This window comes from Cellvibrio sp. ATLC23, from assembly GCF_057196725.1.
The window spans coordinates 44,035-68,067 of sequence record NZ_JBXUOS010000010.1; the positions used below are offsets into that span (position 1 = coordinate 44,035).

At 44.5% G+C, this 24,033-nt stretch carries 21 protein-coding genes; 5 read left to right on the forward strand and 16 right to left on the reverse strand.

The window, feature by feature from the left end; translation table 11 throughout:
* Positions 1 to 42: 42 nt before the first annotated feature.
* The 8 genes from AC2CG4_RS15330 to dmeF form a co-directional block, all read right to left on the reverse strand.
* Positions 43 to 291 (reverse strand): DUF2933 domain-containing protein, encoded by a 249-nt coding sequence (locus tag AC2CG4_RS15330; RefSeq protein ID WP_484487101.1) that lies wholly within the window; start codon positions 289 to 291, stop codon positions 43 to 45.
* A 267-nt stretch (positions 292 to 558) separates the two neighbouring features.
* Entirely contained in the window at positions 559 to 1,089 is a 531-nt protein-coding gene (locus tag AC2CG4_RS15335) for a c-type cytochrome (protein WP_310071401.1), read from the reverse strand.
* Positions 1,090 to 1,198: 109 nt separating this feature from the next.
* Positions 1,199 to 1,489 carry a hypothetical protein gene (locus AC2CG4_RS15340; RefSeq protein ID WP_484487211.1) on the reverse strand — a complete coding sequence of 97 codons (291 nt, stop codon included), beginning with the start codon at positions 1,487 to 1,489 and terminating at the stop codon, positions 1,199 to 1,201.
* 88 nt (positions 1,490 to 1,577) lie between these two features.
* A complete protein-coding gene (locus AC2CG4_RS15345) occupies positions 1,578 to 2,291 on the reverse strand; it encodes a copper resistance protein B (protein WP_484487102.1) in 714 nt (237 codons plus the stop codon).
* Between the two features lie 11 nt (positions 2,292 to 2,302).
* Entirely contained in the window at positions 2,303 to 4,432 is a 2,130-nt protein-coding gene (locus AC2CG4_RS15350) for a copper resistance system multicopper oxidase (RefSeq protein ID WP_484487103.1), read from the reverse strand.
* 5 nt (positions 4,433 to 4,437) lie between these two features.
* On the reverse strand, positions 4,438 to 4,950 hold the full coding sequence (locus tag AC2CG4_RS15355) for a DUF411 domain-containing protein (protein WP_484487104.1): 513 nt from the start codon (positions 4,948 to 4,950) through the stop codon (positions 4,438 to 4,440).
* Between the two features lie 113 nt (positions 4,951 to 5,063).
* A complete protein-coding gene (locus tag AC2CG4_RS15360; protein ID WP_484487105.1) occupies positions 5,064 to 5,456 on the reverse strand; it encodes a hypothetical protein in 393 nt (130 codons plus the stop codon).
* 129 nt (positions 5,457 to 5,585) lie between these two features.
* A complete protein-coding gene (gene dmeF, locus AC2CG4_RS15365; protein ID WP_484487106.1) occupies positions 5,586 to 6,554 on the reverse strand; it encodes a CDF family Co(II)/Ni(II) efflux transporter DmeF in 969 nt (322 codons plus the stop codon).
* A gap of 74 nt (positions 6,555 to 6,628) precedes the next feature.
* Here dmeF and AC2CG4_RS15370 point away from each other — a divergent pair, with 74 nt between their 5' ends.
* The 4 genes from AC2CG4_RS15370 to AC2CG4_RS15385 all read left to right on the forward strand — a co-directional run bounded on the left by AC2CG4_RS15370 (position 6,629) and on the right by AC2CG4_RS15385 (position 11,630).
* Positions 6,629 to 6,904: a metal/formaldehyde-sensitive transcriptional repressor gene (locus AC2CG4_RS15370; RefSeq protein ID WP_484487107.1), complete on the forward strand. Its 276-nt coding sequence runs from the start codon at positions 6,629 to 6,631 to the stop codon at positions 6,902 to 6,904.
* 914 nt (positions 6,905 to 7,818) lie between these two features.
* Positions 7,819 to 8,727, forward strand: a complete 909-nt coding sequence (locus tag AC2CG4_RS15375) for a phosphoribosyltransferase-like protein (protein ID WP_484487108.1) — start codon at positions 7,819 to 7,821, stop codon at positions 8,725 to 8,727.
* Position 8,728: 1 nt separating this feature from the next.
* Positions 8,729 to 10,705: an ORC-CDC6 family AAA ATPase gene (locus tag AC2CG4_RS15380; RefSeq protein ID WP_484487109.1), complete on the forward strand. Its 1,977-nt coding sequence runs from the start codon at positions 8,729 to 8,731 to the stop codon at positions 10,703 to 10,705.
* Positions 10,698 to 11,630 carry a hypothetical protein gene (locus AC2CG4_RS15385; protein ID WP_484487110.1) on the forward strand — a complete coding sequence of 311 codons (933 nt, stop codon included), beginning with the start codon at positions 10,698 to 10,700 and terminating at the stop codon, positions 11,628 to 11,630. Before AC2CG4_RS15380 ends, AC2CG4_RS15385 begins: the two co-directional genes overlap by 8 nt.
* Here the strand turns inward: AC2CG4_RS15385 and AC2CG4_RS15390 are convergent.
* A complete protein-coding gene (locus tag AC2CG4_RS15390) occupies positions 11,623 to 12,804 on the reverse strand; it encodes an N-6 DNA methylase (protein ID WP_484487111.1) in 1,182 nt (393 codons plus the stop codon). The genes AC2CG4_RS15385 and AC2CG4_RS15390 overlap by 8 nt on opposite strands.
* Positions 12,805 to 12,853: 49 nt before the next feature.
* On the opposite strand from AC2CG4_RS15390, the gene AC2CG4_RS15395 reads away from it, so the two are divergent.
* Positions 12,854 to 13,237 carry a hypothetical protein gene (locus AC2CG4_RS15395; RefSeq protein WP_484487112.1) on the forward strand — a complete coding sequence of 128 codons (384 nt, stop codon included), beginning with the start codon at positions 12,854 to 12,856 and terminating at the stop codon, positions 13,235 to 13,237.
* Positions 13,238 to 13,429: 192 nt separating this feature from the next.
* On the opposite strand, the gene AC2CG4_RS15400 is transcribed toward AC2CG4_RS15395, so the two are convergent.
* The 7 genes from AC2CG4_RS15400 to AC2CG4_RS15430 form a co-directional block, all read right to left on the reverse strand.
* Positions 13,430 to 15,031, reverse strand: a complete 1,602-nt coding sequence (locus tag AC2CG4_RS15400) for a Tn7-like element transposition protein TnsE (protein ID WP_484487113.1) — start codon at positions 15,029 to 15,031, stop codon at positions 13,430 to 13,432.
* Positions 14,997 to 16,559, reverse strand: a complete 1,563-nt coding sequence (locus tag AC2CG4_RS15405) for a TnsD family Tn7-like transposition protein (RefSeq protein WP_484487114.1) — start codon at positions 16,557 to 16,559, stop codon at positions 14,997 to 14,999. The genes AC2CG4_RS15400 and AC2CG4_RS15405 overlap by 35 nt, the downstream gene beginning before the upstream one ends.
* Positions 16,560 to 18,179: an ATP-binding protein gene (locus AC2CG4_RS15410; protein WP_484487115.1), complete on the reverse strand. Its 1,620-nt coding sequence runs from the start codon at positions 18,177 to 18,179 to the stop codon at positions 16,560 to 16,562.
* Positions 18,169 to 20,280, reverse strand: coding sequence for a Mu transposase C-terminal domain-containing protein (locus tag AC2CG4_RS15415; protein WP_484487116.1), 2,112 nt, complete (start codon positions 20,278 to 20,280; stop codon positions 18,169 to 18,171). The genes AC2CG4_RS15410 and AC2CG4_RS15415 overlap by 11 nt, the downstream gene beginning before the upstream one ends.
* Positions 20,264 to 21,121, reverse strand: coding sequence for a TnsA endonuclease C-terminal domain-containing protein (locus AC2CG4_RS15420; RefSeq protein ID WP_484487117.1), 858 nt, complete (start codon positions 21,119 to 21,121; stop codon positions 20,264 to 20,266). The genes AC2CG4_RS15415 and AC2CG4_RS15420 overlap by 17 nt, the downstream gene beginning before the upstream one ends.
* Before the next feature lie 142 nt (positions 21,122 to 21,263).
* Positions 21,264 to 23,096 (reverse strand): glutamine--fructose-6-phosphate transaminase (isomerizing), encoded by a 1,833-nt coding sequence (gene glmS, locus AC2CG4_RS15425; RefSeq protein ID WP_484487118.1) that lies wholly within the window; start codon positions 23,094 to 23,096, stop codon positions 21,264 to 21,266.
* Between the two features lie 156 nt (positions 23,097 to 23,252).
* Positions 23,253 to 24,014 carry a DeoR/GlpR family DNA-binding transcription regulator gene (locus AC2CG4_RS15430; protein ID WP_484487119.1) on the reverse strand — a complete coding sequence of 254 codons (762 nt, stop codon included), beginning with the start codon at positions 24,012 to 24,014 and terminating at the stop codon, positions 23,253 to 23,255.
* Positions 24,015 to 24,033: the final 19 nt, after the last annotated feature.

Sequence of the window (24,033 nt, forward strand, 5' to 3'; positions counted from 1 at the left end):
TGACTATCTGGCTCATTTTCGAAGCTAAGAACATTCAGTGGATTATTTTTTTCCGTATTCCATGCTGCGGTCGGTATCCCGATCTGGGCGCTTGTCTTCACCATGATTGTGCCCCCCGTGACCCTTGTGCATAAATAGATGCATCAACGGGCACAGCAAAATGATGAGATAAGGCAAATATGGCAGGGTGTGATTACCATGTTCTACTAACAAAAAATAGAGGGCGGCGCCAATCAGAGTGAGAGTCGCAAGCCCGTGTAGGCCAGACCAGTATCTAGGTGCATTTGCCATAACGATTTTTCCTATATCGACTCTGCGTTAAAAGTTTGAGAAGCTGGACTCAAGTGATGCACTAAACATTTTGGTACGGTAACTAGACTAGTCCGATTGTTTACGTGATTAGTTGATACAGATCAATCGTTCATGCGATGACAATCCATATCTGCCAATGGAGTGAAGACAAATACTTATCTTGCATTAGCGAACTATTTGTAAGGCAATCTCTGTACGTTGACCCACATAGACACCCCAACTTTCTGGCTAATTTTTTAAATATATCTAGTGGTGAGTACTTTCACCTTCCCCTCGGGTAGTCAATATCTGATATTGCTCCGGTGTTAATGATGGAAGCTTCTGAATAAATGCCACCATTGCCCAAATACGTTGGTCATCGTGTGTTGGCCCCCAAGCGGGCATACCGCTGGCTTTTATTCCATGTTTAATGATCCAGAATTGCCGGCGCGCGCTGTTGGTTTTGTTATCAAGCGGCAGCGATAAATTTGGCGGACTTGGATAAAGCCCAATACTCATATCACTTTGCGTGCGCCCCGGCTTTAAATGACACTGGGCACACATATCGTTGTAATCCGGCCCACCACTGAGGAGTAGTTGGGAATCGTTTAAATCAGGAACGTCAATTTCCGCAGCGGCGCGCGCAATGGATCGCTCACGCAAGGTTTCCAGCAGCCAATAAGTTGCTTTATTGTGTGGCACATCGGCGCCTATCGGGTATAGCCCTGCATTGACATAAGCATATGCTACGGCCAGTGCGGCAACACTAAGCAGGATGATCCATTTAATGGTTTTCATGTATCGTTCTCCAGATTAACAACGGATGTACAGCAAACACTGTCATCCGTGTCCAATAGCGATTTGTGGGTTGCCCACTCAGCTTAGTAAGCAACCCGCGCATTACCCATCAATGGGCACTGTGCCCTTCATGGCTTTCACTGGAGGTCGATTTGCTCTTATCCATTCCTTCCATGTCTCCGTAATTCATGCCTTCCATCTTCTCGTGATCCATTCCTTCCATGCCTTTGTGCGGATCGCTAACAGCAGATTTTGCACTGCATTTTTTCATCAGGGCCTGCATCACCGGATCATTCATATCCATCTTGGAGTGATCCATTTTTTTCATCGCATCACAATCGGGCGCTTCTGCCGTTTTGGCATGCTCTGCGGGATCATGAGCGAAGCTCGGAGCCACCATCAATGCACTAGACAAGATCAAGGCAGAGTTAAGAAGAAAAGTTTTCATTGTATGTTCCTCGGTAATTAAAGTTGTTTGACACTGTGTATTAAAACCATGCGCGAACACCGGCGACCCACTGGGTATCGCTGGTGGGCTCGCCATGATCACGGACAAAATCGGCGGTGTTGCCGAAGCTCTTCGTCCAATTCACACCGATGTAGGGCGCAAATTCGCGGCGAATTTCGTAACGCAACCGAAGGCCTGCCTGGCCATCAGATAAGCCTGAACCCGTCTGCCGGTGCATATCGTTCTGGCCATAAAAGTTCACCGAGATTTCCGGGGATAAAACTACTTTTTGGGTAAACATCCATTCATATTCTGCCGACAGACGCGCGGCCGTATCCCCGGAATCCCCGACAAACAATGCCGCATCAATTTCAAAGAAATACGGCGCTAGTCCCTGGATACCAATGACACCCCATTCGCGATCAGGTGTTGGTTTCAGGTCTTGCCGTACACCAACTTGAACATCCCAGAAGGGTGCAATGGCACGGCTGTAAAGCGCCTGGATTTCGGCTTCCTCGGTTTCACCGTCCACTCGCTCTACATCGGTTTTGATCCAGAGTTTATGCAGGTCTTTACCGATCCAGCCCTGGGCTTCCAGTACATAGGGTTCAGCCTCGTCACTATCGCGCCACTCGAATTGGTCAATCATCACACGCGATAGCAATGGGTCATCCCCCTCATGGGCAATCACGGGCATGCTGGATAACGCGGTTGCCCAGAGAGTTAGGGTCAGTTTTTTTGATAGGTTTTTCATTGGTGTTTCTCCTAAGCGACCCTGACTTCACGCATCATGCCGGGCATGTGGTAAAGCAAATGACAGTGATACGCCCAACGGCCCTTGGCATCGGCAGTCACGAGGTAACTGATGCGCGAACCGGGCTGGACAAGGATGGTGTGTTTACGCGGAATGTACTGTGGATCACCGGTTTCCAATTCGCTCCACATGCCGTGTAAATGGATGGGATGCGTCATCATGGTGTCATTGACCAGAATGATGCGCACACGCTCGCCAAAGCTCAGTTCCAGCGGCTTGGCATCGGCAAAATTGAGGCCATTGATTGACCACATATAACGGCGCATATTGCCGGTGAGGTGCAGCTCAATTTCCCGTGAGGGCTCACGCTTGTCATAGGTGGGGTGCAGGCCTCGAATATCTGCGTAGGTCAGCACACGGCGACCGTATAATTTCATGTGGTCACGCAGACCGATACCTGGGTCGGCCAAGCCGCTTTGAGGTGCGTCTGACCGCATATCCACGTGCGGGCCAAATTCCGTATCAACATGGCTTATCTTGGTGAGCGGATCAAAATTGCTGCCAAAACCTGCTTTGGCCAGACGCGATTTGCCGGTGTGCTGGCTGTGATCCATTTTCGACATATCGTGCCCGCTGTGATCCATCGTGCCCATGTCATGGCCGGAGTGATCCATACCTTCCATTGAGGGCTTCGAGTGCTGGCTATGGTCCATCTTCATGGCTGACATATCGTGCCCGCTATGGTCCATCGCGCCCATGTCATGACCGGAGTGATCCATACCTTCCATGGCAGGCTTCGAATGCTCGCTGTGGTCCATCTTCATGGCCGACATATCGTGGCCGCTGTGATCCATCGCTCCCATGTTATGGCCGGAGTGATCCATACCACCCATGTCGTGTCCACTGTGATCCATGCCGGACATATCCATCCCCATGTCGCGATGACCTAACGTGGGAGCCGGGTCCATCGCCGGTATCTCGGCCCGCAAGGCAATATCCGTCGTCAGGGTGCCACGGGCATAACCGGTACGGTCATTACTTTGGGCAAAGATGGTGTAGGCGCTATCAGCAGCGGGTTCCACGATGACATCGTAGGTTTCCGCTACCCCGATACGAAATTCATCGACCACGACCGGCTGGATATTCTGGCCGTCAGCAGCGACTACCGTCATTTTTAATCCCGGAATCCGCACATCGAAAATGCTCATCGCCGCGCCGTTGATAAAGCGCAGGCGTACTTTCTCACCGGGTTTGCAGAGTCCCAACCAGCCTTGATCCGGTGTAACGCCGTTCATCAAGTAGGTGTAGGTATAGCCGGTCACGTCCGATATATCAGTTTCGCTCATGCGCATCTGGCCCCACATGGCGCGCTCGTTCCAGGTAGCTGCGAACCCTTTGGTTTTGAGGTCACGCACCAGATCGCCAACCGTCCGCTCGCGGAAGTTGTAGTAGTGGCTCATCTTTTTCAGGGTGCCGTAGACTTTTTCAGGCGCGGTGTCCGTCCAGTCAGACAGCAGCACAACCATATCCCGGTCGTAGGAAACCGGATCAGGATCTTTGGGATCAATGACGATGGCGCCCATCAACCCGGTTTGCTCCTGAAATCCGGAATGGCTGTGATACCAATAAGTGCCGCTTTGCTGGACATCAAACTCATAAACGAAGGTCTCGCCCGGCTTGATGCCATCAAAGCTCATGCCCGGCACGCCATCCATTTCTGAGGGCAAAATGATGCCGTGCCAATGGATGGAGCTGTCGTGATCGAGTGTATTGGTTACCCGCAAAGTCACGCGTTCACCTTCTTTCCAGCGCAAGATGGGAGCGGGCAAGCTTTGGTTAACGGTGGTGGCGATCCGTTGTTTGCCGGTGAAGTTGACCTTCTGGAAGCCAATCGATAGATCGAACTGTTTTCCAGCCAAGGTCTGGGGGTCATTGTTTTGCAATGGTGTAGCGGCAAATAGCTGACCCGATAACGGTAACGCACCCAGTGCTACCAATGAGGAGGCACCGAGTACAAAGCGACGACGTGACTGGTCTGGTGGCAACATGTCCGGTACTACCGGATAGCGATCCGTTGCGCTGCTCAGCTCCGTTGGTATGTGTATCCCCGCTGTGCGGGTGTCGGGAATTTTCATGTCCATTCTCCTTAGAATGTTTGCGTCAAACTGGTGATGCGGATGTACACCTCGCTGCTGCCATCGCTTTTCAGCAAGAGCACATCGTAGGGTGTGAAGCGGTCGCCCATTTCCATGCCGGGGCTCCCCACCGGCATGCCGGGAACGGCCAAGCCTATGGCTCCTTCAGGCTTTTCGGCGAGGAAACGGGTAATGACCGGAGCTGGAATATGGCCCTCAAATACATACCCGTCAGGTGATATAGCGGTATGGCAGGACTGGTATTGGGGGCTAATCCGGTAGCGGTTTTTGATCGCGTTCAGATCATCGGGATGATGGATATTGGATTTCAGCCCATGGGATTGCAGGTGGGAAATCCATTCTTCACAACAACCGCACGTCGGGCTTTTGTATACCGCTAACTGCAGAGGTTTATCGGCAACAGCGGTTATCGATGGGGTGGATGAGGCATGCAAGGGGCTGCTTATCAATAAAAAAGCGGCCATAAAGGCACTCGTAGCGCCCACAAAACGTCGGAAAACCATACAAGCTCCAAAACAACGCGAGGTTGTTAAACAACAACGAAGGGAGCTAATGTCACTCCCGCGAATACGATTGGTTGACCGGTACGCCAAATTTCAGGCGTAACTGTCCTGTATCAGCGGAAAATGGGGGGACGATAGAGGGATGAAATGGGCGAGCTGGGGATGTGCTGGTGATACCCGTTGGTATTCACGGAAGTATCTGATTGGACGGCAAAAGCCAGGCTATAGCCCAATGCAGTCGCTGAACAGCTACCGGAGGAGCAATGTCCCATAATTTTGCAGCAGTCGTGGGCGGTTTTCATATCCATGGTGTTGTCTTGCGTATCCATTTGGTTCATATCGTGATGCATACCCATCATCGAATGATCCATGGATTCCATATCATGGCTTACGGGCGCAACGTCCATCAACTGGCATGGCATGGCCACAACCGCTAACGATTGGCCCAAAAAGACCAATGTGAGCAGCACGACAAACCATGCAGGGCAGCGTTGTTTAATGACCATAAAAGGCAGACACATATACAGAATACTGTTGAAAGAATAGTCCAATAGATCGTACCCAGTCCAGTGTTAAAACGGGTTATGGTCGTGCAATCACAATTTTTGCATGTTTAGTCACGATCCCTAAAGAGCTCATTGCGCTGAGACCATACCTACGGGGTACGCATTTATTTCCACAGTGATATGCACTAATTCTTCATGTACACGTAATTGTTGTTTGAAGTAATCGGGTTGGGCAGAACTCGATGTTGTAAGAGACAGAATGCACGCATATTTACCTTGAGCAACACGCCACACATGTAAGTCCATAATGTCAGCTTTAACAGGGCTTGCTTCAATAACTTCCCGAATTTCAGCCACAACCGGTGCGTCCATTTCTGCATCTAACAACACACGTCCAGTATCGCGCAATAAACCATAAGCCCACACTGAAACCAACGCGGCACCTACAATACCCATGAGCGGATCAAGCCAATCCGCGCCCCAAAGCTTGCCCCCTATGAGCGCCACGATAGCCAGCACTGAGGTCGCTGCATCCGCTAAAACATGCAAATAGGCCGAGCGCAAATTCAAATCATGATGGTGCTGGTGGTTATCCGGATGGTGCCCATGATCATCATCGTGACCGGGATGGTGGGCGTGGCTATCTTTTAACAGCCATGCGCAGACAAGGTTAACCAGTAAACCGATACCGGCAATTGCAATCGCTTGATCGTAGTAAATGGGCGTTGGCGACATCAGACGCTCCATCGACTGATATAGCATTAATACAGCTACCCCTACGAGAAAAATCGCACTGGTATAACCACCCAGCACCTCAATTTTCCAGGTGCCGAAAGAAAACCGTGCGTCCTTAGCAAAGCGTCTAGCCGCAGCATAAGCAAGCGCGGATAGCCCCAGCGCGAGCGCATGAGAGCTCATGTGCCATCCATCGGCTAGCAATGCCATCGAGTTGTATACCCACCCGCCACTTATCTCTGCGACCATCATGACAACGGTCAATGCCACTGCCCAGCGGGTGTTCCGCTCCGCCAACGGGTTACCTTCATTAAAGACGTGCGAATGCCGAAGGGTTTCTATGTCGATGACGGGAGATTGCATGTGGAAATATCCTTTGATAAAAATGGTATTATATACTCCCCCCCAGTATAAAAACATTACGTTAATGGTGTTCCATGGCTCATACAACAAAATCCAAGAAACAACTGCTAACCCGTGTGCGACGCATCAAGGGCCAAACTGAAGCGTTGGAAAAAGCGCTTGACGAAGGAATCGAATGCGCTGCCATCCTTCAGCAGATATCAGCCATTCGTGGCGCGGTGAATGGGTTAATGACTGAAGTATTAGAGGGGCACATTCGTGAGCATCTTGGTGCAGTTGACAGCTCCCCGGAGCAACGACTTGAGGATTTGGATCAGGTGATTGATGTGCTGAGGCGATATTTGAAATAGTAAAATTTGACAAGGTGTGATTACTACAACAAGCAAAATAGTTTTATTTTTTTGCCGAGTATGTATAAAACGAGGAATATTTTTTTCTCTGATGGATGAATCGTGCTTGAGTGCTCTTAAATAACTACGATAATGTACAGTTTTTTATTTAATAGAGAATATAAGAGATGAAGTCTGGCGACACATTTAACGATCTTCCATCCCAGCACACATGTCATCATAATTTAACTTATTTGTTATGAATCAAATTGAGGCAGGGTTAGTTGGCGCCAAAATAATGTTCATTCTAAAACCAGCTGCGGATACTACAAGAAATCCTTCACCGGCATTAATTGTTTTTGATCTCTATGACCGAGAGAGCTCACCTATAGAAAGCGGCATCCTAACCATCGCAAGATAATGAATAGAAAAAAAATGGACAAAATATCGGCTTAGGCATTCATCCTAGCATAAGAATGTGACACTTTGTAAGCATCTACAATGCCAAGGAGTTCAACATATTCATAATGTGTCTACCAAGATATTTTAGGTGCCAACAAGCTAAGCGCATATTCAGTGTGAAATTACTATGGATATAGGTGGGACCTGTAAATCAACACTAAGCTAAGCTGATACTACGAATGAACTAGCAGTACCAAACAGAATAATGATTACCTCGTTAAAGTAATTTACATTGACAAAGAAAATAACTGGCGACTAGACTCACTAAACGACTCTGATTAATATTGAACAACTCTTCAATTGACCACTGGAAGGTATTTATGTCCCCACCTCTTTGAGTTCCGCACTCAATGCTGAATGAAACCAATCACTATTTTGATAAGCTCAATAATTTCGCTGTGCGATAACGCTTTTTATAACGAGTTGGTATCAAAATAAAATTCTATAATTAGACATTTAAGAAAATTTTTGAAATGGATCAATTCAACTTCGATTTTACCCAAGTGTCAATATTTACAAATCGTGTATTTGAACGTTCGCGAAAACTTATCGATACTGGAATATGGCAGGGTATAGACAAGCATCGCTTGGAAGGATGGATTGAAGGACTAGCAATACATGACAATTACGACCTACTAGCAGCATGTCTGCTGGATAATCTCATCTATAGATCACGCGATCAACTCTACTCTCTGATTCGAAGCTTATTCTATTCCCATATGGGCATCACAGAGCAAGACTTAAAAGAGGATTTAATTTCTCTACTGAAAAGAAAGAATAATGGCTCTGTATTTATTACTCCTGTAATAGCGTTGCATCAACCACCCACAAAATCAGGACCTTATATTCTGCGAATCGCACAGCGATTATTTAGATTTGACGATTCAAATTTAAAATGGCCATTTGATCTTGGTAGGCACGCCACCTCAATAAAATATTTATTGTGCATTGATGATTTTTGCGGTACTGGAACAACATTTGTTAAGTTTATTAAGAAAAATAAGATTGACGAAATGTATGCAAACAATCCTCAAATGAAGATTATGTATTTTGTGGCTGCCGCACACTCAGCAGGAATAAAACATATCAAAGAACAATTCCCTTATGTCGAGGTTTTTTGTTCTGATTACCTAACGGAAAAGCACGATTTTTTTAGTGATTCTATTTTCGAAAAATACGGCACATCGGGATTGAAGGAATACGTGACTAACCGCTACGACGATTTTAATAAAAAGAATGCTGTGGCGTTACCGGGAACCAGATTTCACCGAGGGTTCGGTCAGCTAGGACTCTCCTACGCGGCATTTCATTCGACACCGAACAATTCACTCCCTGTTTTTTGGAGCTCTAATGGCTCATGGAAGCCATTGTTGGATAGATAATATGAAAAATAATGTTAAATACTTATACGCGGCTAATCGTACTGAAGAATTCGGAACAGATCTTTGGAACAGTTTCATATTACCTCCTTATTTCGAGGAGCTCGAATATGGATTTCAAAAAAAACCCATCAGATTCGTTGGTGGTCGAGGAAGCGGGAAAACGGCGCTATTGCGCTTTCTTTCATTTCGTACGCAGTTTTCACCGAAGCGTCAGGAGTTCCCCGAAACAGTTTTCAACAACATAGGCTTTTATTTCAAAGCAGAGGTTTCGTATGTTACGTTGTTTACAGGTGAAGGAATCGATGAAAGAGTTTGGATCAATTGTTTTAAATACGCCTTATGCTTGATTTTAGCCGAAGACCTAGTGGAGTTTTTCATTCGACTCATTGATGAGCCACATAAGTACAGGGACCATGGATCAATTCCTGAGACAATTAAAATTCACAAGATTTCAGATTTTGGATCTTTCTCGGAAGATATACGCGAGCTTCATGATGACATTCGAACAAAAAGAATCCAGCTATCCACCTGGCTCAAGAACATGGAAGACAGTTCTCTGCGACCAACGTTTATTGAGATGGAACCCTTCCTTACCCGTATCGTAACATCAGCAAAAAAACAAATTCCATTTTTAGAGCAGTCCATATTCCATGTTCTAATCGATGAATATGAGAATTTGCTGATTTATCAGCAAAAGGTCGTCAACACCTTAATTAAAGGATCAGAGCCTCCCTTTGCATTCCATGTAGCCATGAAAAAAAATGGAATGGCTACACGGGAAACCCTGGGGCTAGAACGTATCCAGGAAAAGAATGATTACAGAACTGTAAATATTGAAAATCAAATCGAAGATAACTTCGATGTTTTTTGCGCTGAATTGTTTTTCTTTCGGTTATCCGCTGATCCTACGTATAAATCACATGTGCCCATTAACATTGATGATTTGAAAGCAATTGATAAAGTCGCACAAAGATTCGAAAACCCAGAATATAAAAAGAGAGTTCTTGATAAAATGCGAACGATACTTCCTGGGCTATCCAGTGAAGATGTGAGTAAGTTATGCTTAAAAGATCTACCAACTCGTAACCGATGGAAAGATATTATTACCTCTGGTATTAAAAACAAAGAACGAAGCTTCAATTCTGAAGACTTTTTTCATATAGATTATCCTGAGGCCACTATAGTTTCGTGCGCTCTTATGCATCAAGTCAGTAAGACACCCTCAATGCTTCACGAAGAATTTCAAAAATTACTGCGTGGAGAGCCTTCTCGTTATAAAGAATGGATACACAAATACCTGAATGGAGCAATATTCTTATTGTGGTTCACATCTCGTAAACCTAATGTAAATTATTCAGGCTTTGACGTATTTCTTTCATTATCAAAGCTTAATATACGACATTTTATCGAGCTATGTCATATTGCACTGAAAAAGGCAAAAAATATTACAGATCATATTTTAATTGTAGACCAAGAAGCTCAAGCTTTAGCGGCAAAAGAGGCTGCTAATTATTTCTTTGAAGAAACCAAAAGCTCTGGTATCAAGGGTAACCACCTATTTTCGTTAATAGCAACTATTGGAAATATTTTTCAATATTCACAACAACGGTATTCTCAAAGTGAATTTGAGAGAACACATTTTTCTATCGAGAACGGAACTTCAAATATAAGCGAAGGTGCAACTGAGTTATTAGAAGAGGCGGTAAAGTGGTCAGTTCTCTACGCGGAGGAAGAAACAAAAATCAAGAATGAACGATTAACTTCTGTTGAATATACGCTGAATCCTATTTACGCTCCATTTTTTAATATTTCGTTTAGGAAAGGTAGGAAGCTGGAATTAAATGCGCGGCAAGCCGAAGCTCTTTTAACTGGGACGGAAATGGATAAGCAAGATCTTTTTAAAGAGTTTAGGACGCAATGGCTAGGTGAGGATTCAACAGGCCAATACACCTTATTGAGCGGTGTTGATGATGAATAAAATTAAAAAAACCTCATTTAAGCGTCTCGACGATTTAGATCCTTCGAAAAGGTGGGATATTTGTTTTATTGGTAACGCCTGCGATGAACGAGGAATAACTATAAAGAATTATCTCGCACCTAGATGCAACAAAATTCACAGCGTTGTCTATGAACCCTCTGGTGGTGGCACTCTTTTAATGGATGGAGTTGCCGCAACGTCTCGTCATATACATATGGCGGTTACCTCTACCACAACAGTTCTAGTTGAAAGCACGACTCTAGGCGTAACTGAAATTTTATTTATTCTTCGGCAGTTGTTCGAAAACTCATCTATCGAACTAGAGTTAATATATTTAGAGCCACAGGAATATGTTGAACCTAAAATTAAAAATTTACTGAATAGTAGAGAGTTTAGCTTGGGTAATAACAATCAATATGCTGGAGTTAAAAAATTTAGTTGTGACTTACAGCTTTACTCAAGTGGAGACGCCGTATTTCTATTAGGTTTTGAAGGCGCGAGACTCGCCCAAGCGTTGGAACAAAATTCGCTCTCCGGTTGGCGAAAACATGCTGTGTTTGGTGTTCCTTCATTTGAAGCTGGTTGGGAAATGAATGCTTTTGCAAACAATATTAATTATATTGCATCCGAAAATTTTAGGTCTATCAGATACTCTGGCGCATCCAATATTTTAGACACCCTAATGCAATTAGAGGAAATTCATAACACTAAAAATAATGACGATCCTACAATAATAATCCCTATAGGGACTAAACCCATGAGCATTGCAGCTGCCATATTTCTTTGCATGGAATCACAATATCAATCCAGCGGAATTTTGTTTGATCATCCTGTCAAGAATAATCAGAGAACTACCGAAATCCGTTGTTGTCACCTATACAGTGGCTTTAGCGGTATTGATAATATCCCAGTAAAAATTAGCTAACCATTGAAAACATAGGCATTTTTAACAAATCATGTTTGGTTAGCACGGTTGCGCATACGCCTTTACAAACTGCATTAAGCCATTGTTGATATCGAGGGCTTCGAAAGGATTCCAATGCTATTTGTCGATGATGTTCGTTAAGGCGTATTCTAAATACATGATCTGTAATAGGCGCCTCACCACTTACGACCATAACGGGATTCCAAGATACTCGATTCCCAGTCCTTGATAATAAAATATCTCCGGCTTGTGCAAAAGTATCTCGTTCTCGCTTCATATACTCACGGTTCGCCTTTATGTTCGGAATTTCCATCTTTCCATCTGCGAACCTTGAGAGATCTGATGTATGGATTGGCATAAGCTCTAGACGAGCTGCCTGTTTGTTCGAATGTCTTCCCCTTGAGATGCTTACCCCCAAGTCCTCCAATGTTGTGCAATTGCCCCAATCATTATCTCTATAATATTTTGCGTCTAATCTTTCACCTTCGTGCAAAACACCACTAAATACAAGCCGCTCGGATCTACTAGCGTAATCAAAATGGAAAATATCTACAGGTAGAACTGCGGGTGTTACTTTTTTGGAAATAATTAACGCAACTGTTTTCGCTTCCGTTCCTTCGAAGGTATCGCCATTAAATTCAGTAGCCGATGCCACCATATAATCATTCATTAATATTTTTCGATATTCTTTATAGGTATCGCCATCAGCAAAGCTTGCTGGTAATACGATAACCAATTTATCACCCACCCGAATCAGGTCGAGGTACTTAGCCAGAAACTGTATCTCCAGACGATTTCTTCCTTTAGTAGTTTTCAGAGAGGGAAACGCTTTTTTCAAAAAACCTTCAATGTCGGTTGATGCCTGCTCAGACACCCCATACGGAGGATTAGCCACGAATAAACGGGACGGTGCACGAGATGGAAGCTTGTGATTGAGTCCATTGCCACAAATAAGCTTAGCTCGTGGCAGATTATCACGACCAGCTTTAAGGATGTCCTCATCTAGATCTACCCCAATGATGCGCGCTTTAGGGTTGGCAAGTGAAAAGGCCTTGAGTAATCCACAGTCACCTGCTGCTAAATCAATAATCTCGCCAAAATCCTTCGCCACTTTTTCCACTAGCAGCGAACAAACTTCCTGAGGCGTCATGTACTGACCCAATTTCCGTTTCATTTGCGACTCCGATATTGACATTATTTATATCTATATTATCATTATTTTTATGAGCAAAGTCAAATTAAAAAATACCCGTCTTCTAAAAGAAACTGGCCTCCGACTGAAATCACTTTTTGCGGATGAAATGAAAATCAGTGTCGCTGAAGCCGCGCGCGAGCTTGACTACGAAAGTCCTGCAACCCTATATGCTGCGGGGAATGGAACAACTATTCCACACCCTGAAAAGCTAGTTCAGATCATGGACTTGTTTCGCAAAAAGACAGGAAAACGCCTTGATTTACATTGGCTGTTGACCGGTGAGGGGGAGGCAGTGTACCGGCAACGCAGTAAGGATGTCTTGCCAAAAGATACTGATATTATAGCTAGGATGCAGGCATTAAATCCCTACCAGAAACAAGCCTTATGGTTGATTTTGGGGCTTAAGGACTGAGCTGCTGCACTTTTTGCTTAAATCGTAAATTTGTCTTGGATTAAAGACATGCCTTAGGGGACAAATTGGGTTGGGCAATCCCGTTGTGGCCGGGTTCGTAAGTTTAAGATCGATTAATTAAGCGGACGCTCTTAGTAATGCAATTACGGTGTTTTTCATGGGCGGGGGATTCGGATTGCTCTGTCTCAACGACTAGAAAGCATTCGCAATTCGCATCGCCCAGTTTTTATACACAGTTTCCGGCATATCAGGTTTCAGCTCATTCGGATGCCGCACACAGGTATGCATGAGTGTCAGCCGCTGTAGTCTTTCTCTGTCCCAATGCCCCGACTTTTTTACCAGATCATCCAAAATGGCTTTGATAGTATTTTCCACCGTTGTGTCATCGCGAAGACGAAAGGCCAGGCTAGTCAAACTATGATCATCGCTGAGATCAATTTCGATTACATGGATGCGATCCCCACCAGCGACTTCCAATTGAGCATATAAAAATGCCCGCTTGGTGCCTGCTTTGATATACATGAATTTTTTAGCTTGGGATGACTGAATGACGTCCGCTTTTTCAAAAATTTCCGACACACCGAGATGCTCGATCACTTTTAGCTGTTCCAATGCGTTGCGAATATAATTAAAAAAACCAACATCAGAGGGCGAAGCATCGTCCAGTGATTTAAAGTCTGCGGACTTATGATTTCCCTTTCCCTTACCGCCCAAAACGCTCAGCGTTGTGTTTTTCGGTTCTTGATCGTCTTCATCTTTTTTTGATTCCGCTTTAGCGCCCACTTCTACTACCTGAATTTCGAAGACTCGCTGAGTATTCAATATTTCATTGAAGTAAAGCGCTCCTTTCGGAACGTCTAGTATCCTGGCCCTGCTCAAATTTGATGGACTTTCATCAACAGTTGTTTCTGGATCAATATTTTCAGGTGGCCTTTTACCCCCCGGCTTTTTATCCTCTTTTGGCACCTTATCTTTTTCAAATTTTATATCTAACGGATGATGAAAACTCACCGTATGAAACTGATCTGTCATAGGCAAACTAGCTACGCTGGAAATTTCTTCCACCAAGATATTCCTGCCATGATTTTGTGTGTAAGCGCGAATAAATACGTCGCGCATATCAAACGGTTCAAATCGGAATAGCCACAACTGTGCGTTTGATTTCTCGATTGATGTTTCAAAAATGCTCTTGAATATGGATAAATAACTATTTGTCACTTCAGGGTTTAAATTGACCCAAGCAATATAACTTTGATGGGCCTTGATATCTAACAGACTATGCGGATAAGACTCGCTTAACCTGATGTGCGCATGTGATCCGTCCAGCTCCACATCAATCAATCTATTCAAGTTTGCTTCATAAAATGCTGACCTGGTATTAAACGCGGTTTTAAAAAACAGAACTCTGGCTAATTCTATGCACGGAATCCAAACATAACGTCCTTTGAATGAAAACCTGAAAAGCAGCTGATTTGCATACTCACTGGAAAGCTTTTTTCTTGTGGTAAACTTCTCATAATCTGCCATGGTTTGAATTGACCATGACGATGTAGAAGGTAAGTCGATTGCGCAATAGTTAGATTTAGGTCTAACAATTTTGTCTTTGGGGTAAACCCTACCAATTGCTAATGCTGGCAAAGCTTCTACTGCTAGTGTAATTTTAGATTTAGTTGAGTCTGGTAGCTCAAATTCACACGCAATGTTCCAATTGCTTTCGGAATAGCGAAAACAGTTTCCAAAGCTTATCAGTTTTGCGTTTTCAGGTATCTTCCTGAATGATGCGTGAAGCTTCAAGTGACAATTTCCTTTTCAAATAATTTATGTTTTTTATGATTGATTGCGTTTGATATTCTTTGCGTATGCCAGCTTTGCGAAGGATTATCCATACCTCTAACGATTGGTGTTGCTTAATTAAAGCATAGATAACACTTTCAATTCTACGTCTACGGTAAGTATCTGGTGACTCAGAAAGATCTTTGATGAACTTGATAGTTTTTGGCAGTTTATCCTGATTTTTTTCAATCAATGCATGCTGCCCAGATTGTTTAATAATCCATGACGTACTTCTTCTGCCATGATTATTATGTAAAGCACCAGCCTTCTTTAAATCCTTTATATGTTTTAAAAATTCTTTGTCGCGCTGGCCCCAATTGACAACAAATTGTTTCGTATTTCTTAGCGCCTGACAAGGTTTATTTTGACTAAGCCAAATTCGATCATTGCGATATAACCAAGCGTACAAGGCACTATAGCCACCTATGGTCCTTAACCATTTAACGCCTTGTTTCTGATAAGTAGCAATAGCAGCTTTCCATTGATGACGTTTTACTTTAATTACCGCAGCGTCGATCTTTACTTCGTGTGAAATTAGAACTTGTTCAGGTGGAATTAATTGTTGCGCACAAATGATTTCCGAACATGGCGAAATATCGTTCAGTGACTGCCAAACTACTAAATGGCAGAGGTAATGAAAACTTTTTCTATGTTTTCGAAATAAATTTACTAACCATAGAGTGTCGCTTAAAGATAATCCGAGTGTGTCCAGTACCGGTATAGACCAGTACGCCTCAAGATGATTAGCCAGGGCATTATGATCCGCACGGCTTTTATTTGAATATGAGTGTTTTTTTGCAAGCTGCCGGTAATAGTGAGTCCATTGAGCTAACGATATAGAAACATCTAAATCCAGATTTATTAACTCATCAATATGCTGGCTTAACTGCACCAGTTTCTGTTTTTGCTTCGTAGTCAAATCTAATGGAATCTTTCTTACCAGGCTGGCATTGATTGCAGGAAAAAATTCATATTTACCTTGTGGTCGAAACAAGGCATCCGTTTCATACAAATACTCTTTATGGGCCGGACATACCATTACACCGGATAACTGGTGCAGCCGGTGCCAATAGGGTTCACCAAACAGTTCTAATTCTTGACGGTAACAATGTTTACAGAGGCGGAGAAATTTCGGTACTTTGATGTTTGAGGCAGCGACCCCTATTCTGGTGTGAACATCCCAAGCTTTGCCCGATAATACTGACTGGACAACATTTTCGTTTCTGTCTGCTTGCAGGAAATATTTGTATGCGGGATAGAGACTATGCTTCGTTAACCATTGGACTGCCGTTATGTGTGTCAGGTGGTAGGTTTTTTGTTCGAGGTCTAACAAATGCCCTGGAAAATCAACAACGGCGGCTACATTTGGGGAGCCAAATAGATCGTTAACTATTTGTCTATCCGAAATAATACCTTGGTGTAGTTTATATCTGGCTATAACGCTATAGAGCAATTCGTCTGGGTAGGGTACAGGGAAATACCCCAGCACCTAGCTCACCTTTAGGCAATCGCTGACAGCAGCAACTATGCCTACAGTTTTCAATGCCTCATGCATTGTCGAATTTCCACGTTGACTATAAATATAACGAATATCGTTTTCTTGTAACTGATCCCATAGAGAAACTTTAGGCTTTTTAGATGGAGTTTTAACTTTCGGTGGTGTTGGGGTCGAATGTAATAGATTCAACATTCTGTGAACAACTTGCATAGTGTCCAGATTTGGATCTTCCTTTAGAGCTGCCTCTATAAGCGGGACAGCTATATCCCTATTAATTCCAATCAGTTCAGCCGCCGCCATGATGGTATTTATTTTGTCATTATCGAGTCGCAATATTGGCTGATCGATCTCACTGGTAAAATGTTTTTGTTCTTCCAGTGCCTGAAGGAGCTTAGCCTCTACCTCAGGCATTACCAAATCACCATACTTGGCTATTTCTTCAGGATTTCCACCGCGAAGTGCTTGAAGCATTTTATGGACGGGTTGCAGATCATCCTCATAAACCTTTTTAATTAACTCAACGGTCAATGTTTCCTTACCGAGAATCATTGCGCGCCACTGGGATAAAACGTAAAGTTTCACGAGAATGTCGATCACTCCCTGGCTCAAATCATAAAGAGTGTCCGTTATTTGTTGCGTTAAATTTCCCTTACTGCGCAACCATTGGTACTTCCAAATATAACTCACCAATTTATTCCATTCGTCATCTTGTGGAATGCGATCCCATAAGACATTACCTAATCCTGTAGTGCGTTTCGCCATTTTAAAATCTGTTGCAAAAAGATTTCGCGCCTTAGGTGTACCAACAAATACTACAGGTACTCCTATAGAGTTAGTTAAGGTCACGAAGAAATCCAACATTGCCTCTTCACCTCCAGATCGCTTTTTACTTAAATGCTGGATCTCATCTATTACCAACACACCTATTGCGTGAAGGTTCGCGATCTGGGCCATTTCAGCGATCAAACTGTCTACACTTACTCTGGGTTTACAGTAGGTATTAAAGTATTGGGTGCCTATACGGCTATCTACAGCGCGAAAGAAGTTATAGCAAAGTTCGGTCAATGATCCATTACGTGGACATTCGAGCTTCAACCAAGGAATCTGAATTACATGGAGGTCAGGATGAAAAATTGCTTTGGGATACGTCTCAAGACATTTTTGCACTGCTTTGGTTTTGCCACAGCCAGACAAGCCTATGATGGAAAAACCGACTGCTGTAGATTCAACTTCTCTTCTTACGGTTAAGTTAATATCTTTATTAACAATCCGGTCATAGCCATTGTTTAAATGTTTCTTGAAAGCTGCTGTAGCAGGGTTCCGGCCGATATACCCTTGACGAATCAACACGCTAAGTTTCTGCTCTAACACACCATGCTGTACTCTCGGTTGGAAAAACTGGTGGGTTAATCTTTGCAGCGCATGAATTCTCTGGTGCCAATCCAGGTTAAGTTCCCTCTCATCAAATGATGGTGGTACTATCATGTCTTTGAGAACTGATTGAAAATTCTTTACTAGCGGTAATGCGCTGATAAACGGGTTATCTGTGTATTCAGGTAAACCGTGATCCTTGTATTCAGCGATTTCTATTTTATTGTTATCAATTTCCATCATCGTCCCCGTAAATGATATCCAGCATATTAGGGACGCTATAATTTTGCGGTTTTTCGCCCGACAGATAAACCACATTATCTTTTTTAACTGGAAGCTTTTCTGGTTTCGATTGTGGCGGCATCACGCCGTTTCGTGCACGATTAACATCAATTTCATTTTTCTTGTTTTCCCGGATATTGGCGGTTCGTTGAGATTTTGGCAGGTGAGACATGTCTTTGTTTTTTGACCGAGCTTCCTCAACGATCTCTTCAATTTTTTTATCGCGCGTTAATTCACCTTTCAACTTCGTGAGTTTCGACCGCGCCCCTGTTTTGGCTTGCTCTTCCTGAATTCTCCATACATCCCAAAATGTTAAGCCTCGAAAAGCTCGACTTCGTTCGGTAAGCTCAAAAGGAATAAATTTGTCGTACTTGCCATCCGGACGAAAATAAATCGTGTCCGCACAATGCGGATCGTAAGCGACTAACACCTTCATTGATTGTCCTTTAATCCTTTCAAACCATCCTTCCTTAACCGCAATCGCGGCGCTGTAATAGCAACCAAAAAGATTCAGACCCAGTTCGGAGACAGGTACTTCTTTATGGGGCATCAAGTTGACAGCAGCAAGTTCGTCGTTGACGCCCCTAAGCTTACCTGTACGATTTTGTATTCCCCAGTTCCATAATGCTAACGGGATAAGGGGAAGATTTGTTGGTATATCTCGATCAGGATCGTAATATTCCATTGCATGTGTGGTGTTATAAATAATGACGCAATTAATAATGATGCGAGTGATATCTCTTAGTGTAAGTTCGGCGTCCAGTCGATAATCTGAACCACCACGTTTTTTAACGATGGTGTTAGTGACGTAACCTTCAACGTAAGGTTTAAAGTCAGCCTGCAGTGTTCTAAATTGTTGTTCTACAATGCCTTTCCAATCTGCTCTGAACGATGGAGTGTTTTGGACGTTAATAAATAATGCCTCGGAAAGCACTTCTACTGCTTTTCCTATTAGCTCACCTTTATCCCCAAGAATAGCTTCAGGCTTACCAATGACTGGCCATTCGTCTTGATTAATAGTAATACCGTAACTTGCGCAATATCGCACCTTGTCGAACATGGTGTTTGCCAACGCAAACATTGCACTTACCCACGATGGCCCCTCCAATCCTACGTGCACACCAGTAATCATTCGACTGAATACATCGATCACGATATAAATTACTGGGCGACCAACAATAACGCTTCGAGTCTCCTCATCAATCAGATAAACATCGCCAATCGTTGCATCGATCTGGTATAGGCTGCCAGGTCCCATTGCACCTGCCGTCGATGACCCCAGGACAGGACGGTAGTCCTTCTGGTAAATAATCTCGCCGAGTCGTTTTTTAATTTTTTCAGTGTCTGTCACTTCCTTTTGGAGGAAGTAATAAAATTGTTCATAGGTTGGAGCCTCGGCTAACTGCTCTTCGTTGTTTTTCTTAGAGCTATCAAACCCAAGCAGAAACAACGCCCTGCGGTATACGAACCGAACCGTATTTTCGTCTTTTGTTAAGTAGTACACTTTGATAACGGTACGAAATATTTTTTCTATTTCTGCTGTGATATTGGTGCCGGTACCTAGCGCTACTTTGCGAGGACGCCCACGCTTTTTATCGGTGATGGCTTTGGGTTTATTCGGACTCCCTTTATTCGTTGTATCCGGATACAGCGCATTTGGACTCTTACCACGTTGCCAATATTCTCTCAGTTTTCTGTATACCAAAGCTTTAGTGGTCTCATGCTTCACAACCATCGCCTGGATCATCTTGCCACGCGAACCGCGTTCATAAATGGCAGGCTCGTTAGTAACGTAAGGCCCCACCATTTCCCACGCCTTTTTTTGGATGTCTTTTGCCCATTGAGATTGCTTGGTTGGGTTCAAGATGAATAATTCGAAAGGATCGTCGATCCAGCGCATCTCTTGATTAGCAAGGTGTTCAATCAAAACAGCACGCTCGACCTGCTGAGGTAGGGCGTTTTCAGCATCTACATTTATCCAGTAAATCGTCTTCGGTTCGCCCCATAAAATGCGGTAGCGGTGACCAGCGAACTCATAGACATCATTCACCAACAGCATATTCATAATCCTGTTCGAGCCAAAAATGCGAAGGTGCAAGGTCTCTTGCCCTTAAGTTCACAATTGTTAACGCTTCGATATCAAAGTAGAACGCCCGCTGGGCAAGGAACTGTCTTAGTAAAGCCAGATGGGTACCTGGGTCGATGTTATATTCATCATCTAAGCGGGTGGTTATAGCGGTAACTTTTTGCGAGGGTGACTGATTAATTGCGGCGAGCAATACCCTAAAATATTCTTGTTGTTGCTCGGGGGTACTTAAATCAAAGTGATTCATGTAGGGATGAAACCACTTTACATTCTTTTGAAGTAAGGCTGGAATTTCCAGCTCAGTTACCAGGTTAAATTGTATGCCCTTGGACGACCAGTAGCGACGTTCCAATTCCATCTTTTCCAGTACGCGCGGATTATCAAGTTCTTCGACGTATTTTGCGGATATTGCCCTGCGAATAGTTTTATCTTGGATATTCAGATCAACCAGAAAGTCTGTGGTAAGGACTTCGTCTGTACCTTGATAGCTCAGATGAGCTATCCCCATCTCACGTGCAATAGCTTGTGATTCCTCAAGAGGCACCGGAAATTGTTCGCGGATATCGGTCACCTGCGAATCCCAATCCAGCATTAGCAATACATGGTATTCAAGGTCGGATAGCAACTGGTGAACGCGACCCACCGTAACGCTGGGCGAGCGATTATACCTTCCCCTGGAGTTCACATCCCTGACAGTCAAATAGGGTTTATAGGCTCTTCCGGCGCCTGAACCAGCGCCGTTAGCTAAACGCGAAGCTATCTGCCTTTCCGCTTTAGCCTTGATTTCCTTAGTTTTTTCGGGATTCTTGGACATAAAAAACCCAGTGGCAACCTAGTTTGATCAAATATAGGTCACTACTGGGTTAGTATCACTAATTATTTTAAAGTATCGCCATTTATTTTAAAGTATCACTAATTATTTTAAACAGACAGGGAATAATCTTTACACTTCTAGGCTATTCTACCGTCACACTCTTCGCCAAATTCCGCGGCTGATCCACATCTGTGCCCTTAATAATCGCTACGTAATAACTCAATAATTGCAGTGGTAAGGTGTAGAGAATGGGTGCGAGCCAAGGGTGAATATGCGGCACATTGATTACACGCATGGTGGCGTCTGATTCAAATTTGGCATCTTCATCGGCAAACACATACAGGATGCCACCGCGCGCGCGCACTTCTTCGACGTTGGATTTTAATTTTTCCAACAAATCATTATTCGGTGCGACAACGATGATCGGCATGTGTGCATCGATCAGTGCCAGTGGGCCGTGTTTTAACTCACCGGCGGCGTAGGCTTCGGCGTGGATGTAGGAAATTTCTTTTAGTTTCAGTGCACCTTCCATCGCGATGGGATATTGATCGCCGCGACCTAAAAAGAGTGCGTGGTGTTTATCGGCGAACTCTTCCGCAAGCGCTTCAATTTTTGGGGCAAGCGCTAGGGACTCTTCCAATTTTGTTGGCAGATTTTTTAACGCGGCAACCATTTCTTGTTGTTGTGCAGCAGAGAGGCCGTTGTATTTGCCGATGGCTAAAACCAGCATCGCCAAACCAACCAGTTGCGTGGTAAAGGCTTTAGTTGAGGCCACACCAATTTCTGCACCGGCGCGGGTCATAAACGCAAGATCCGATTCGCGCACCAGCGATGAACCGGCGACGTTGCAAATACTCAAGCTGCCTAAATAACCGAGCTCTTTGGCCAAACGCAATGCGGCGAGCGTGTCTGCAGTTTCACCGGATTGACTGATGGTGACCACCATACTGTTAGGCTGCACAAAAGATTTGCGGTAGCGAAATTCGCTGGCGATTTCGACGTTGCAGGAAATGCCGGAAAATGTTTCCAGCCAATAGCGCGCCACCATGGCCGAGTGATAACTGGTACCGCAGGCGACGATTTGAATGTGTTTTACTTGTTTAAATAATTCAGCGGCGCCATTGCCAAAAGTTTCATCCATTACCGATTCATTGCTCAAACGACCTTCGAGGGTATTCATCACCGCGTTAGGTTGTTCGTAAATTTCCTTGAGCATAAAGTGGCGATATTGGCCTTTATCGCCGGCATCGTAACTGGCGGTCGATTCGTGAATTTGACGTTCAACGGCGACACCATCCTTATCAAAAATACGAATACTGGTGCGGGTAATTTCAGCAACGTCGCCTTCTTCCAAAAAGATAAAGCGGCGCGTAACAGGCAAAAGTGCAAGCTGATCGGAAGCGATAAAATTTTCGCCAATGCCCAAACCGATTACTAAGGGGCTGCCGGAGCGTGCAACCACTAAACGCGATGCGTCGTTTTTATCCATCAACACTGTGCCGTAAGCGCCGTGTAATTGTTTAACGGTTTTTTGTACTGCCGTTAATAAACTGTCGCTATTTTTTAATTCTTTTTGTACCAAGTGGGCGATGACTTCGGTATCGGTATCGGACGTAAATACATAACCTTCTTCTTGCAACAGGCGACGTAAATTTGCGTGGTTTTCGATAATACCGTTGTGTACCACCGCGATATGTTCTTGCGATACATGCGGGTGCGCATTGCGTTCACTCGGCTCACCGTGTGTCGCCCAACGGGTGTGCGCAATGCCGGTGCCGCCGGGTGTTGGGCTGCTGTGTACTGCATCAGACAACTCTTTAACTTTGCCCAAGCGGCGCAGGCGTTTTAAATCACCATTGCTATTGACCACTGCCACACCGGCAGAGTCATAACCGCGATATTCGAGGCGGCGCAACCCTTCCACCAGAATATCCACCACATCACGTTGCGCTACAGCGCCGACAATTCCACACATAATTTTTCTCCTTAAGCTGTTTAGTAGTAGTAAAAATATTTTTTTAACCCCTCCCTAACCCCCCCTTGAAAAGAGGGAGGGAACTCAGGCTCCTCATTGCTTTCAGAGGGGAGTGAAAGCCCCTCCCTATTTTTAAGGGGGAGGTTGGGAGGGGGTTTAACCGATAATCACTTGCACACCTTGCTGTTCAATTTTTTGTTTATCCATTTCTGAGATTCCATCATCGGTGACCAACACTTTTATCGCCGACCAGGGCAGTTCGAGGTTGTGAATTTTGCGCCCGATTTTTTCTGACTCGGCCATCACAATGACTTCGCGGGCGACTTCAGCCATCACCCGGCTAAGACTGTAGAGTTCGTTAAAAGTGGTAGTGCCGCGCTCCAAGTCCAGCCCATCGGCGCCGATAAAAAACTGATCGAAGTTGTAGGAGCGCAGAATCTGCTCGGCGAGCTGACCTTGAAAGCCTTCGGATTTCGGGTCCCAGGTGCCGCCAGTCATGAGAATAGTGGGTTCGTTTTCCAGCTCGCGCAGGGCGTTGGCGATACTAAGAGAGTTGGTCATCACCACCAGACCTTGCTTGTGGGATAGCTCAGGTAACAGGGCAGAAGTAGTGGAACTGCCACTGTCGAGGATGATGCGGTTGTGGTCGCGGATCAGTTCGGCGGCGGCTTTAGCAATGGCTTGCTTACGAAGTGAAACTTTTTCCACTGGATCAGTCATCAACTCCTTGGGCACAGGGATTGCGCCACCATAGCGGCGCAGCAGTAAACCGTTGGACTCCAGCGCGGCCAAATCCTTGCGAACAGTGACTTCTGAGGTAGAAAACTGCTCTGCGAGCGACTCAACACTCACTTCGCCGCTGTCATTAAGCAGATCAATAATCGCCCGCCGGCGCTGTTGGGTGTTGCGTTTGGTCATTTTAACTTGCCAATAAGTT

What these genes read in the sequence shown, in the direction of transcription:
- AC2CG4_RS15330 (WP_484487101.1), bottom strand. Translation starts at nt 291, where the DNA reads ATGGCAAATGCACCTAGATACTGGTCTGGCCTACACGGGCTTGCGACT.
- AC2CG4_RS15335 (WP_310071401.1), bottom strand. Translation starts at nt 1,089, where the DNA reads ATGAAAACCATTAAATGGATCATCCTGCTTAGTGTTGCCGCACTGGCC.
- AC2CG4_RS15340 (WP_484487211.1), bottom strand. Translation starts at nt 1,489, where the DNA reads ATGGTGGCTCCGAGCTTCGCTCATGATCCCGCAGAGCATGCCAAAACG.
- AC2CG4_RS15345 (WP_484487102.1), bottom strand. Translation starts at nt 2,291, where the DNA reads ATGAAAAACCTATCAAAAAAACTGACCCTAACTCTCTGGGCAACCGCG.
- AC2CG4_RS15350 (WP_484487103.1), bottom strand. Translation starts at nt 4,432, where the DNA reads ATGGACATGAAAATTCCCGACACCCGCACAGCGGGGATACACATACCA.
- AC2CG4_RS15355 (WP_484487104.1), bottom strand. Translation starts at nt 4,950, where the DNA reads ATGGTTTTCCGACGTTTTGTGGGCGCTACGAGTGCCTTTATGGCCGCT.
- AC2CG4_RS15360 (WP_484487105.1), bottom strand. Translation starts at nt 5,456, where the DNA reads ATGGTCATTAAACAACGCTGCCCTGCATGGTTTGTCGTGCTGCTCACA.
- dmeF (WP_484487106.1), bottom strand. Translation starts at nt 6,554, where the DNA reads ATGCAATCTCCCGTCATCGACATAGAAACCCTTCGGCATTCGCACGTC.
- AC2CG4_RS15370 (WP_484487107.1), top strand. Translation starts at nt 6,629, where the DNA reads ATGGCTCATACAACAAAATCCAAGAAACAACTGCTAACCCGTGTGCGA.
- AC2CG4_RS15375 (WP_484487108.1), top strand. Translation starts at nt 7,819, where the DNA reads ATGGATCAATTCAACTTCGATTTTACCCAAGTGTCAATATTTACAAAT.
- AC2CG4_RS15380 (WP_484487109.1), top strand. Translation starts at nt 8,729, where the DNA reads ATGAAAAATAATGTTAAATACTTATACGCGGCTAATCGTACTGAAGAA.
- AC2CG4_RS15385 (WP_484487110.1), top strand. Translation starts at nt 10,698, where the DNA reads ATGAATAAAATTAAAAAAACCTCATTTAAGCGTCTCGACGATTTAGAT.
- AC2CG4_RS15390 (WP_484487111.1), bottom strand. Translation starts at nt 12,804, where the DNA reads ATGAAACGGAAATTGGGTCAGTACATGACGCCTCAGGAAGTTTGTTCG.
- AC2CG4_RS15395 (WP_484487112.1), top strand. Translation starts at nt 12,854, where the DNA reads ATGAGCAAAGTCAAATTAAAAAATACCCGTCTTCTAAAAGAAACTGGC.
- AC2CG4_RS15410 (WP_484487115.1), bottom strand. Translation starts at nt 18,179, where the DNA reads ATGGAAATTGATAACAATAAAATAGAAATCGCTGAATACAAGGATCAC.
- AC2CG4_RS15415 (WP_484487116.1), bottom strand. Translation starts at nt 20,280, where the DNA reads ATGCTGTTGGTGAATGATGTCTATGAGTTCGCTGGTCACCGCTACCGC.
- AC2CG4_RS15420 (WP_484487117.1), bottom strand. Translation starts at nt 21,121, where the DNA reads ATGTCCAAGAATCCCGAAAAAACTAAGGAAATCAAGGCTAAAGCGGAA.
- glmS (WP_484487118.1), bottom strand. Translation starts at nt 23,096, where the DNA reads ATGTGTGGAATTGTCGGCGCTGTAGCGCAACGTGATGTGGTGGATATT.
- AC2CG4_RS15430 (WP_484487119.1), bottom strand. Translation starts at nt 24,014, where the DNA reads ATGACCAAACGCAACACCCAACAGCGCCGGCGGGCGATTATTGATCTG.